This is a genomic window from Pseudomonas sp. P110(2024) (assembly GCF_057480795.1).
Genome location: NZ_JBLIYT010000008.1, coordinates 22,200 through 34,880, shown reverse-complemented (window position 1 = coordinate 34,880; position 12,681 = coordinate 22,200). Strand labels below are relative to the sequence as shown.

Here is a 12,681-nt window from a genome sequence, read left to right as displayed (position 1 = left end):
GCCCCATCGCGACACAAGGCCGCTCCTACAGGCGAATGAGTAATCCTGTAGGAGCGGCCTTGTGTCGCGATGGGCTGCGGAGCAGCCCCAATCAGTTCCAGCCTGAAACGCTTACTTGCGCTTCATCGACAGGAAGAACTCATCGTTGGTCTTGGTCTGCTTGAGCTTGTCGACCAGGAACTCGATGGCGGCGATCTCGTCCATCGGGTGCAGCAACTTGCGCAGGATCCACATGCGCTGCAGTTCGTCGTCGGCGGTCAGCAGCTCTTCGCGACGGGTACCGGACTTGTTGATGTTGATGGCCGGGAACACACGCTTCTCGGCAATACGACGGTCCAGGGGCAGCTCCATGTTGCCGGTACCCTTGAACTCTTCGTAGATCACTTCGTCCATCTTCGAGCCGGTCTCGACCAGCGCGGTGGCGATGATGGTCAGCGAACCGCCTTCCTCGATGTTACGCGCGGCACCGAAGAAACGCTTCGGCTTCTCCAGGGCGTGGGCGTCGACACCACCGGTCAGCACCTTGCCGGAGCTCGGGATCACGGTGTTGTAGGCACGGGCCAGACGGGTGATCGAATCGAGCAGGATGACCACGTCCTTCTTGTGCTCGACCAGGCGCTTGGCCTTCTCGATGACCATTTCGGCGACCTGCACGTGGCGGGTCGGCGGCTCGTCGAAGGTCGAGGCGACCACTTCGCCGCGCACGGTGCGCTGCATCTCGGTCACTTCTTCCGGGCGCTCGTCGATCAGCAGGACGATCAGGTGGCACTCGGGGTTGTTACGGGTGATGTTGGCCGCGATGTTCTGCAGCATGATGGTCTTGCCCGCTTTCGGCGGGGCGACGATCAGGCCGCGCTGGCCTTTGCCGATCGGGGCGCACAGGTCGATGACGCGACCGGTGAGGTCTTCGGTGGAACCGTTGCCGGCTTCCATCTTCAGGCGCTTGTTGGGGAACAGCGGCGTCAGGTTTTCGAAAAGAATCTTGTTCTTCGCGTTTTCCGGACGGTCGAAGTTGATGGTATCGACCTTCAGCAGCGCGAAGTAACGCTCGCCTTCCTTCGGTGGACGGATCTTGCCGACGATGGTGTCGCCGGTGCGCAGGTTGAAGCGACGGATCTGGCTGGGCGAAACGTAGATGTCGTCAGGGCCGGCCAGGTAAGAGGCATCCGCCGAACGCAGGAAACCGAAACCATCCTGGAGAATCTCCAGCACGCCGTCACCCGAGATCTCTTCGCCGCTTTTCGCATGCTTTTTCAGCAGGGCGAAAATCACGTCCTGTTTGCGCGAACGGGCCATGTTTTCGATGCCCATCTGTTCGGCCATTTCCAAAAGATCGGTAATCGGCTTTTGCTTGAGTTCTGTCAGGTTCATAAGGGGAGTGACGTAATCATGTAAGGAAGGGAGAAATTAAGCGTTGGCTTAATGAGGCCGCGCCGCTAGATGGCGACAGGATCGCGTACTGATTCGAATTAGGGATGCTTCGGCGACGGCGTGCAGAGGGCACTGGAGAAGCAGTGCGAGGCCGAATGTAACACTTGCTTTTTTCGACGTCTAGTGGTTTTGGCCACCGATTTCCGGGGCTATCCGCCTGGATGGGCGCAATAGCGAGGCTCGCCGGCCCTCACGGAAAATGCCTACAGCAGATAAAGAAAAGCCCCGCATTTGCGGGGCTTCATCACATCACAGGCTGGCGTCGAGGAACGCCTTGAGCTGCGATTTGGACAGCGCGCCGACCTTGGTCGCCTCGACGTTGCCATTCTTGAACAGCATCAGCGTCGGGATGCCACGCACGCCGTGCTTGGCCGGGGTATCGGCGTTTTCGTCGATGTTCAGCTTGGCGATGGTCACCTTGCCCTTGTATTCAGTGGCGATGTCGTCCAGTACCGGAGCGATCATCTTGCATGGGCCGCACCATTCAGCCCAGTAGTCGACCAGCACCGCGCCTTCAGCCTTGAGTACGTCGGCTTCGAAGCTGGCGTCGGTGACATGTTTGATAAGATCGCTGCTCATGGATATCTCCAGGTCGTAAGCACAAAAAACGTTGCCCATCATAGCCGCACCCAGGCGCGACAGGAAGCCACGGACGATTGAGTCTAACTATAGTTGTGCAAGACGCCACGAATCCAAACTGTCATGTCACGGTCATAACATTGCTATGACATTGCCATGCATCAAGCCTTGCCGTGCCGCTCGTTGGCGTATGCCCGCGATCGTGGCACGATTGCCGGGTTAACGACCGAGAACCTCCAGACCATGCCGCAAACCACCGCGAAGAACCTGTCTCTGATTGCCGCCATCGACCTGGGCTCCAACAGCTTCCACATGGTCGTGGCCAAGGCCCATCACACGGAAATCCGCATCCTCGAAAGGCTTGGAGAAAAGGTTCAGCTCGCCGCCGGCATCGACGATGAGCGCAAGCTCAGCGAAGAAGCCATGCAACGCGGCCTGGAATGCCTCAAGCGCTTCGCCCAGCTGATCAACGGCATGCCCCAGGGCTCGGTGCGCATCGTCGGCACCAACGCCCTGCGCGAAGCGCGCAACCGCAACGAATTCATCCTGCGTGCCGAAGCCATCCTCGGCCACCCGGTCGAGGTCATCTCCGGCCGCGAAGAGGCGCGCCTGATCTACCTGGGCGTGTCCCACACCCTGGCCGATACCCCCGGCAAGCGCCTGGTCGCCGACATCGGCGGCGGCAGCACCGAGTTCATCATCGGCCAGCGTTTCGAGCCGCTGCTACGCGAAAGCCTGCAGATGGGCTGCGTGAGCTTCACCCAGCGCTACTTCCGCGACGGCAAGATCACCCCGGCGCGCTACGCCCAGGCCTACACCGCCGCGCGCCTGGAGCTGATGAGCATCGAGAACGCCCTGCACCGCCTGACGTGGGACGAGGCCATCGGCTCGTCCGGGACCATCCGCGCCATCGCCGCGGCGATCAAGGCCATCGGCCAGGGCAGCGGCGAGGTCAACGCCGAGGGGCTGGCGGCGGTCAAACGCAAGTTGTTCAAGCTCGGCGAGACCGACAAGATCGACTTCGAAGGGGTCAAGCCCGATCGGCGGACCATCTTCCCGGCGGGCCTGGCCATCCTCGAGGCGATCTTCGACGCCCTCGAGCTGCAGCGCATGGACCACTGCGACGGCGCCTTGCGCGAAGGCGTGCTGTTCGACCTGCTGGGCCGCCATCACCACGAGGACGTGCGTGAACGCACCCTGAACTCGCTGATGGAGCGCTACCACGTCGACCAGGGCCAGGCCGCGCGCGTGGAGCGCAAGGCGCTGCACGCCTTCGACCAAGTGGCCGCAGCGTGGGGCCTGGAGGAGGGCAACTGGCGCGATCTGCTGGGATGGGCGGCGAAAATCCATGAAATCGGGCTGGATATTGCCCACTATCACTACCACAAGCACGGTGCCTACCTGATCGAGCACTCGGACCTGTCGGGCTTTTCTCGCGAAGACCAGCAGATGATGGCCCTGCTGGTGCGTGGCCACCGTCGCAACATTCCCAAGGACAAGTTTGCCGAGTTCGGCGACGAAGGCGTCAAGCTGATCCGCCTGTGCGTACTGCTGCGCTTCGCCATTCTGTTCCACCATATCCGCGGCACCCAGCAGATGCCCAAAGTGGAGCTGCAAGCCGGCGACAACAGCCTGGAGGTGGTCTTCCCGGGCGGCTGGCTGGAGCAGAACCAGCTGACCCAGGCCGATTTCGCCAACGAGGCGGAGTGGCTGGCGCGGGTCAATTTCGTGCTTAGCGTGCGCTGAACGTCCATGGGGGCGCGTTGCGCCCCTTTCGCGACACAAGGCCGTCCCCACAGGGAAATGCGATCACCTGTGGGAGCGGCCTTGTGTCGCGAAAGGGCCGCAAAGCGGCCCTAGCAATCCAACTAGCGTACGTTGAGCACCGGATTGCTCAGCCGCTCCAGCAGCGTCGACTGGGCACTGCGCGGGTTCTGGTTGCCGGTCGGCGTGCTGCGCACGTAGCGCCCGTCCGGCTGCAGGGTCCAGGCCTGGGTGTTGTCGGTCAGGTACCCCTCCAGCTCCTTCTTCACCCGCAGCAGCAGCTTCTTGCCCTCCACCGGGAAGCAGGTCTCGACGCGCTTGTCGAGGTTGCGCTCCATCCAGTCGGCACTGGACAGGTAGATCTGCTCCTCGCCGCCATTGAGGAAGTAGAACACCCGGGTGTGCTCGAGGAAGCGGCCGATGATCGAGCGCACATGGATGTTATGCGATACCCCCGGAATACCCGGACGCAAGCAGCACATGCCGCGCACCACCAGGTCGATGCGCACGCCCGACTGACTGGCCTTGTACAGCGCCTTGATGATCTTCGCGTCGGTCAACGAGTTGAACTTGGCGATGATGTGCGCCGGCTTGCCTTCCAGGGCGAACTGGGTCTCCCGCGCGATCATGTCGAGCATGCCCTTCTTCAGGGTGAAGGGCGCGTGCAACAGCTTCTTCATGCGCAGGGTCTTGCCCATGCCGATCAGCTGGCTGAACAGCTTGCCGACGTCCTCGGTGAGGGCGTCGTCAGAGGTCAGCAGGCTGTAGTCGGTGTACAGGCGGGCGTTGCCGGCGTGGTAGTTGCCGGTGCCCAGGTGCGCGTAACGAACGATCTCGCCTTGCTCGCGGCGCAGGATCAGCATCATCTTGGCGTGGGTCTTGAAACCGACCACGCCGTAGATCACCACCGCGCCGGCGGCCTGCAGGCGGCTGGCCATCTGCAGGTTGGACTCTTCGTCGAAGCGCGCGCGCAGTTCGATCACCGCGGTGACTTCCTTGCCGTTACGCGCCGCGTCCACCAAGGCGTCGACGATTTCCGAGTTGGCGCCCGAGCGGTACAGGGTCTGGCGCACGGCGAGTACGTGCGGGTCCTTGGCGGCCTGGCGCAGCAGGTCGATCACCGGGGTGAACGACTCGAACGGGTGCATCAGCAGCACGTCCTGCTTGCCGATCACGCTGAAGATGTTGTCGGCGTTCTGCAGCAGCTTGGGGATCGCCGGGGTGAACGGCGTGTACTGCAGCTCCGGGTGGCTGTCGAGGCCAGTGATGCTGAAGAGGCGGGTCAGGTTGACCGGACCGTTGACCTGGTACAGCTCGCTCTCGCTCAGGCTGAACTGCTTGAGCAGGTAGTCGGAAAGGTGTTTCGGGCAGGTGTCGGCCACCTCGAGGCGCACGGCATCGCCGTAGCGGCGCGAGAACAGTTCGCCGCGCAGGGCGCGGGCCAGGTCGTCGACCTCTTCCGAATCCAGCGCCAGGTCGGCGTTACGGGTCAGGCGGAACTGGTAGCAGCCCTTGACCTTCATGCCCTGGAACAGGTCATCGGCGTGGGCGTGAATCATCGACGACAGGAACACATAGTTGTCGCCCGGGCCACCGACCTCTTCCGGCACACGGATGACCCGCGGCAGCAGGCGCGGCGCCGGAATGATCGCCAGGCCCGAGTCGCGACCGAAGGCATCGACCCCCTCGAGCTCGACGATGAAGTTCAGGCTCTTGTTCACCAGCAGCGGGAACGGGTGGGTCGGGTCGAGGCCGATCGGGGTGATGATCGGTGCGATCTCGTCGCGGAAGTAACGGCGCACCCAGGTCTTGAGCTTGGGCGTCCAGTAGCGGCGGCGGATGAAGCGGATGGCGTGCTTCTCCAGCTCCGGCAGCAGCACGTCGTTGAGGATCGCGTACTGGCGATCCACCTCCAGGTGCACCAGCTCGCTGATGCGCGCCAGCGCCTGGTGCGGCTGCAGGCCGTCGGCGCCGGCCTGTTCGCGGGCGAAGTTGATCTGCTTCTTCAGGCCCGCCACGCGGATCTCGAAGAACTCGTCGAGGTTGCTGGAGAAGATCAGCAGGAACTTCAGGCGCTCAAGCAGCGGGTACGATTCGTCCAGCGCCTGCTCCAGCACGCGGATGTTGAACTGCAGTTGCGAGAGCTCGCGATGAATGTACAGGCTGCTGTCGTCCAGGCTCGGCACGGCGATCGCAGGGGCCGGCGCAGGCGCGGGTGCCGGGGCGGCTTCGACAACCGCTTCCGGCTCCGCTACCGCTGGCAAATCGGGCGGGGTCTGCACCATCTCTTCGGGCACGGCCTGGGCATCCTTGATCTCGACAGGGGTTAGCACTTCGTTATTCATCTGACGTTCCTGGAGGGCGTTACTGCCCTCTCATCAATTGAGCGGCACGCACGGCGAAATAGGTCAGGATGCCATCAGCGCCTGCCCGTTTGAAAGCGGTGAGGGATTCGAGGATCACGGCCTCGCTCAGCCAGCCGTTCTGGATGGCGGCCATGTGCATGGCGTACTCGCCGCTGACCTGGTAGGCAAAGGTCGGCACCTTGAACTCGGCTTTCACTCGGTGAACGATATCCAGGTACGGCATGCCCGGCTTGACCATGACCATGTCGGCGCCTTCGGCGAGGTCGGTGGCCACTTCGTGCAGGGCTTCGTCGCTGTTGGCCGGGTCCATCTGGTAGGAAGCCTTGTTGGCCTTGCCCAGGTTCAGCGCCGAGCCGACCGCGTCGCGGAACGGGCCGTAGTAGGCGCTGGCGTACTTGGCCGAGTAGGCCATGATGCGCACGTTTACGTAGCCGGCTTCTTCCAGGGCCTGGCGGATCGCGCCGAGACGACCGTCCATCATGTCCGACGGGGCCACCACCTGGGCGCCGGCCTCGGCGTGAGACAGCGCCTGGCGGACCAGGGCCTCGACGGTGATGTCGTTCTGCACGTAACCCTCTTCATCGAGGATGCCGTCCTGACCGTGGGTGGTGAACGGGTCCAGGGCCACGTCGGTGATCACCCCCAGCTCCGGGAAGCGGGCACGCAGGGCGCGGGTGGCGCGCTGGGCGATGCCGTCCGGGTTCCAGGCTTCGGCGCCGTCGAGGGACTTTTTCTCGGTCGGGGTCACCGGGAACAGCGCCAGCGCCGGAATACCCAGCTCCACCCAGCCCTGTGCGGCTTCCAGCAGCAGGTCGATCGACAGGCGCTCGACGCCCGGCATGGACGGTACTTCTTCCCGACGGCCCTCGCCGTCCAGCACGAATACCGGAAGAATCAGGTCATCGACGGTCAGGGTGTTTTCGCGAACCAGGCGACGGGAGAACGCGTCCCGGCGGTTGCGACGCAGGCGGGTAGCAGGAAACAGACGGTTGGCGGGGGTAAAGCTCACGGCAGACTCCTGAGCCCGCGCGGGCGGGCAGCGCGACAGTTATAAGCGGCCATTATGACGCCTGTGTTACATCCTTGGGCAACCCTGCGACTTGTGGCCGCAGCCATTGTCGTTGCAGGGAATCTTCACGTCGAGACACATTTGGACACTTTCCCCAACGCGCCCGAAGGGGTAGGCTGCGCGTTCATTTCGCCAGCACGCCAGAAAATGCTTCAACAATTCCTGAACGATTTCGGCTACTTTGCCCTTTTTCTCGGCACGTTCTTCGAGGGCGAGACCATACTGGTGCTCGCGGGCTTTCTTGCGTTCCGCGAATACATGGACATCAAGCTGGTGGTCTTGGTGGCCTTCTGCGGCAGCTACGCCGGTGACCAGCTGTGGTACTTCATGGGCCGCCGCCACGGGCGCAAGATCCTCGCCCGCAAGCCGCGCTGGCAGGCCATGGGTGACCGAGCACTGGAGCACATCCGCCGCCATCCGGATATCTGGGTGCTGAGTTTCCGTTTCGTCTACGGCCTGCGCACGGTAATGCCGGTGGCCATCGGCCTGTCCGGCTACCCGCCGCGCCGCTACCTGCTGCTAAACGGTATCGGTGCCGCGGTGTGGGCCCTGGCCCTGGGCCTGGCCGCCTACCACTTCGGCGCCATTCTCGAAGGCATGCTCGGCAGCATCAAGAAATACGAGCTATGGGTGCTCGGCGGCCTGCTGGTGCTGGGCCTGCTGCTCTGGCTGCGCCGGCGTTTTCGCAACCTCCGCGCCGAGCGCCGCGCGGCGGCAGAGGGCCAGGCCGCCGAGGCTGAGCAGGCTGTAAACCAGGAGCAGCAACCAGAACATGGGCGTGACCAGCACTAAGCCAAGCGCGCCGGCCAGATACAGCGCCGGCGCATTCGACAGCAGCCGCACGATCTCCAGGCGCCCCGCCCACGGCCGGTCCTCCAGCGCCACGCCCAACACGAACAGCCCGAACGCCATCACCGTCCAGCCCAGCACCAGGGCCGCGGACGCCACGTGCTCCGCCACCTCCATCAGATAACTGCCCAGCGCCACGTAGACCGCGAACTGCACGGTGACGTAAAGCTGCTGCGCGCCGCCCAGAGGGATCGCGAACTTGCGAAACGCCGCCAGGTCCTGCTTGGGCTGTGGATCAGCGGCGGCCACATCCGCCGGGCGCCAGCCAGTGGGCATGAACCAGATGCGCAACTTGTCCCACCAACTGCCGGCGCGACGAGCGTCGTGCCAGAGCTGGGCGTAGAACTGCACGTTGGCCCACAGCGGGTTCCAGCTGGCCAGCGGCGTGGTTACTCCGAAGATCACAGGCTCGCGTTCGTCCTCCTCCTGGAAGGTGCCGAACAACCGGTCCCAGATTATGAACACGCCGCCGTAGTTGCGATCCAAGTACAAAGGATTCTGCGCATGGTGGACGCGATGGTTGGACGGCGTGATGAAGATCCACTCCAGCCAGCCCAGCTTGGGCACATGGCGGGTGTGCACCCAGAACTGGTACAGCAGGTTCAGCGACGCCACGGTGATGAACACCAGGGGCGGCACGCCCAGCAGCGCCAGCGGCAGGTAGAAGAGCCAGGAGAACAGGAAGCCGCTGCTGGTCTGGCGCAGGGCGGTGGTCAGGTTGTACTCCTCGCTCTGGTGATGCACCGAGTGCGCGGCCCACAAGACGTTGCGCTCATGGCCCATGCGGTGCAGCCAGTAGTAGCAGAGGTCGTAGAGCACGAAGGCGACCACCCACACCCACCAGGCATCGGCCGGCAGCCGCAGCCAAGCCAGGTGTTCCCAGGCAAGGGCATAGGTGACCAGCCCCACCCCTTTGGTCAGCAACCCGGTGCTGGTGGACAGCGCGCCGGTGCTCAGGCTGTTGATCGAGTCGGCGAGCTGGTAGTTGCGCCGGCCGCGCACGCGGTCGGCGATCAGCTCCACCGCGATCAGTACGAAGAAGAACGGCACGGCCAGCAGAATCAGGTCCATGAACGGCCACCTCCAAGGTTGTCCACGAAGATTAGGCCCGCCGAAGGGCAAATCCCATGGCTACATCTGCCAAACTAGAGGACATTTAGCGCCTCGACACTGGAGTATTGAGCATGACAAAAAAAGTTGCGGTGATTCTGTCCGGTTGCGGCGTGTATGACGGCGCCGAGATCCACGAAAGCGTGATCACCCTGCTGCGCCTGGACCAGCGTGGCGCCCAGGTGCAGTGCTTCGCGCCGAACATCGCGCAGATGCATGTGATCGACCACCTGACCGGGGAAGAGATGCCCGAATCGCGCAATGTGCTGGTGGAGTCGGCGCGCATTGCCCGTGGCGAGGTGAAGGACATTCGCGAAGCCAAAGCCGAAGACTTCGACGCCCTGATCGTTCCAGGCGGCTTCGGCGCGGCCAAGAATCTCTCCAACTTTGCCGTCGAAGGCGACAAGTGCAGCGTGCAGCCAGATGTGCTGGCCCTGGCCGAGGCCTTCGCCGAGGCGGGCAAGCCCGTTGGCCTGATCTGCATCTCGCCGGCCCTGGCAGCGAAGATCTACGGGCCGGGCGTGGTCTGCACCATCGGCAACGACGCCGGCACCAGCGCGGCGGTGGTGAAGATGGGCGGCACCCATGAGGAGTGCGATGTGCACGACATTGTCGAGGATACCCAGCGCAAGCTGGTGACCACGCCGGCGTACATGCTGGCCAAGTCGATCAGCGAGGCGGCGGGTGGCATCTACAAGCTGGTGGATCGGGTGCTGGAACTGACCCACGAGAACGACTGACAGACGCTGGTGCAGGGACAACTGTCTTGTGCTACCCGTACCGGCCTCATCGTCGGCTACAGGTAAAGCACAAGCCCATAGCCGCTGCGGTCCCTGTGGGAGCGGCCTTGTGTCGCGATGGGCTGCGTAGCCGCCCCGGCGATTTTGCATGATGCCAAGATCCTGGGGCCGCTACGCGCCCCATCGCGACACAAGGCCGCTCCTACAGGCTTGGCGGATGCTTCCGGGATAACGTCAGGCTTTGGACAGGCGAGTGAGAATGCGGTCCAGCGCATTGGCGAACGCCTGCTTCTCGCGCTCGCCATAGGGCGCCTGGCCACCGCCAACCTGACCTTGCTCGCGCAGCTCGGTGAACAGGTTGCGTACCGCCAGGCGCTCGCCCATGTTGCGCTCGTCGAACTCGCGACCGCGCGGATCCAGCGCCGCCACGCCCTTCTTGATCAGGCGATCGGCCAGCGGCACGTCGCTGCAGATCACCAGCTCGCCGGGCTCGGCGTTCTCCACCAGGTAGTCATCGGCCGCGTCCATGCCGCTGGGCACCACGATCAGCCGCACGCAGGCGAAGGCCGGCTTGATCTGCGGCTGGCCGGCCACCATCACCACTTCGAGCTTGCGCTTGAGGGCGAACTTGACGATCAGGTCCTTGGCCGCCTTGGGGCAGGCGTCGGCATCGATCCATACACGCATTGCTTTCGTTTCCTCGCATAGCTGGGAGGGCCGCGCCCTCCTTTCGCGACACAAGGCCGCTCCCACAGAGCTGCCAGTATGCCTGTGGAGCGGCCTTACGTCGCGAGGGGCCGCATGACGGCCCTGAAGTATCTCAGCTGGCCGCTGTCCGGCGCTTCTCGGCCAGCCGGCTGCGCCCGTAGAGGAACACGATTGCCAGCAACGCCACGACCTGCGCGCCCAGCGAATAGGCATCGGCATGAATCCCCAGCCAGTCGAACTCGAAGAACGCCACCGGCCGCGTTCCCAACACCCCGGCTTCCTGCAGGGCCTTGACGCCATGCCCGGCGAACACCACCGACAGCGCGCACAACAGCGCCGCGTTGATGCTGAAGAACAACGACAGCGGCAGCTTGGCCGAGCCGCGCAGGATCACCCAGGCCAGGCCCACCAGCAGCACCAACGCCGTGGCGCCACCGGCCAGCACCGCCTGATGGCCAGCCGGGCCGGCCTGCAGCCACAGGGTCTCGTAGAACAGGATCACCTCGAACAGCTCGCGGTACACCGAGAAGAACGCCAGCAAGGCAAAGCCGAAGCGCCCGCCGCCAGTGACCAGGCTGCGCTTGATGTAGTCCTGCCAGGCGGCGGCGTGACGTCGATCGTGCATCCACACCCCGAGCCACAGCACCATCACCGCGGCGAACAGCGCCGTACAACCTTCGAGCAGTTCCCGCTGCGCACCGCCGACGTCGATCACATAGGCCGCCAGGGCCCAGGTGGCGAAGCCGGCGACCAGCGCCAGGCCCCAGCCGATATTGACGCTGCGCACCGCCGACTGCTGACCGGTGTTGCGCAGGAAGGCCAGGATCGCCGACAGCACCAGGATCGCCTCCAGGCCCTCGCGCAGCAGGATCAGCAGGCCGGAGACGTAGCTCAACGACCAGCTCAGGCCATCGCTGCCCAGCAGCTTGGAGGCCTGCTCCAGCCTGGCCTTGGCCTCGGCCAGACGCTTTTCGGCCTGGGCCACCGGCAGGCCGTCCTGCAACGACTGACGGTAGGCCATCAGTGACTTTTCCGTGTCCTTGCGGGCCTGGGCGTCGATGTTGTCGAGCGAGCTTTCCACCAGCTCGAAGCCTTCCAGGTAGGCCGCCACCGACAAATCGTAGGCTTGATCGTGGTCGCCGGCGCGGTAGGCCGCCAGGCTCTTGTCCAGGGTACTGGAGGTGTATTCGAGCAACTGCGCCGGGCCGCGCTTGACCTGCGGCGGCTGCGCGCGCTGGGCGCGGAACGCGGCCACGGCATCCGCGCCTTCGCTGGCGGCGACTTCGGCCGGAGTCTGCCGGGCCAGGTCGGCGATGTTCCAGGTCTTGTCGCCCTTGGCCGCCTGCGGGTCGGCGGTGAAGCTGGCGATGTAGGCCGCCACGTCCCAGCGCTGGCGCTCGTCGAGTTGTTCGGCGAACGACGGCATCTCGGTGCCTTCAATGCCCAGCCCGAGTGTGTTGTACAGGTCGAACAGGCTCAACTGGTCAAGGCGCCTGGTATCGCGCAGGTCGGCCGGCGCAGGCTCCAGGCCGATGCCGGCCGGGCCGTCGCCCAGGCCGGTGTCACCGTGGCAGATCGCGCAGTTCTGCGCATACAGCGCCGCGCCGCGGGCTGGGTCCGGGGTGATCACCGGGGCCTGGCTGACCTCGTAAGCCACTGCCAGACGCGCCCCCAGTTGGCGGGCCTGGCGGGCAACAGCGGCGCCGTCCTGACGCTGGTCGATGGCCTCGCGCAGGCTCTGCACACCCTGCTCGAGGGCACCGTGCTCGGCATGCGCGGGCAGGCCCTTGACCAGCTCGGCCAGCACGCCGCTGAACTCCTGCTGCTCGCGGTATTCCCCGTCGTCCACCACCTTGCCGTCGCGTACGGTCGGCGGATAGTCGGCACCGATGTAATCCAGCAGGTGCAGCGCCTTGGTCGCCTCGGCGGTTGCTTCGGCCAGCGTCGGGGTGCTGCACAGGGCCAGCACCGGGCCAAACAGCAGGGCAGGCAGCCAGGCAAGCAGACGGGAACGGGAAGTCATGGCCAATCTCGACGGAAATACGAAAGAGAACATTGTTCACTT

General features: G+C 64.4%; 9 protein-coding genes and 1 pseudogene. 3 read left to right on the top strand and 7 right to left on the bottom strand.

All coding sequences use genetic code 11. The annotated features are described in order from the left end of the window. Positions 1–111 precede the first annotated feature (111 nt). Together rho and trxA are read right to left on the bottom strand one after the other, a co-directional pair. Positions 112–1,371, bottom strand: a complete 1,260-nt coding sequence (rho, locus tag AC25ND_RS14100; protein ID WP_011536308.1) for a transcription termination factor Rho — start codon at positions 1,369–1,371, stop codon at positions 112–114. A 309-nt stretch (positions 1,372–1,680) separates the two neighbouring features. Continuing rightward, positions 1,681–2,010, bottom strand: a complete 330-nt coding sequence (trxA, locus tag AC25ND_RS14095) for a thioredoxin TrxA (protein ID WP_028689233.1) — start codon at positions 2,008–2,010, stop codon at positions 1,681–1,683. 243 nt (positions 2,011–2,253) lie between these two features. Between trxA and ppx the strand changes: the two genes are divergently transcribed. Next, positions 2,254–3,756, top strand: coding sequence for an exopolyphosphatase (gene ppx / locus AC25ND_RS14090; RefSeq protein WP_062362672.1), 1,503 nt, complete (start codon positions 2,254–2,256; stop codon positions 3,754–3,756). 122 nt (positions 3,757–3,878) lie between these two features. On the opposite strand, the gene ppk1 is transcribed toward ppx, so the two are convergent. Next, complete coding sequence (gene ppk1 / locus AC25ND_RS14085) at positions 3,879–6,119, bottom strand: polyphosphate kinase 1 (RefSeq protein ID WP_028689235.1); 2,241 nt, start codon at positions 6,117–6,119, stop codon at positions 3,879–3,881. 19 nt (positions 6,120–6,138) lie between these two features. Further along, positions 6,139–7,149 carry a porphobilinogen synthase gene (gene hemB, locus AC25ND_RS14080; RefSeq protein ID WP_028689236.1) on the bottom strand — a complete coding sequence of 337 codons (1,011 nt, stop codon included), beginning with the start codon at positions 7,147–7,149 and terminating at the stop codon, positions 6,139–6,141. Between the two features lie 207 nt (positions 7,150–7,356). Here hemB and AC25ND_RS14075 point away from each other — a divergent pair, with 207 nt between their 5' ends. Next, complete coding sequence (locus AC25ND_RS14075) at positions 7,357–8,001, top strand: DedA family protein (protein ID WP_186594834.1); 645 nt, start codon at positions 7,357–7,359, stop codon at positions 7,999–8,001. A gap of 501 nt (positions 8,002–8,502) precedes the next feature. On the opposite strand, the pseudogene AC25ND_RS14070 reads toward AC25ND_RS14075, so the two are convergent. Beyond that, positions 8,503–9,129, bottom strand: a pseudogene (locus AC25ND_RS14070) (sterol desaturase family protein); the annotation flags it as partial. Positions 9,130–9,242: 113 nt separating this feature from the next. Between AC25ND_RS14070 and elbB the strand changes: the two are divergent. Further along, positions 9,243–9,908, top strand: coding sequence for an isoprenoid biosynthesis glyoxalase ElbB (gene elbB / locus AC25ND_RS14065; protein WP_062362666.1), 666 nt, complete (start codon positions 9,243–9,245; stop codon positions 9,906–9,908). Positions 9,909–10,142: 234 nt separating this feature from the next. Here the strand turns inward: elbB and AC25ND_RS14060 are convergent, their stop codons facing one another. Together AC25ND_RS14060 and AC25ND_RS14055 are read right to left on the bottom strand one after the other, a co-directional pair. Then, positions 10,143–10,595, bottom strand: a complete 453-nt coding sequence (locus AC25ND_RS14060; protein WP_028689239.1) for a YaiI/YqxD family protein — start codon at positions 10,593–10,595, stop codon at positions 10,143–10,145. A 133-nt stretch (positions 10,596–10,728) separates the two neighbouring features. Next, positions 10,729–12,672, bottom strand: coding sequence for a cytochrome c/FTR1 family iron permease (locus tag AC25ND_RS14055; RefSeq protein WP_213882784.1), 1,944 nt, complete (start codon positions 12,670–12,672; stop codon positions 10,729–10,731). Positions 12,673–12,681: the final 9 nt, after the last annotated feature.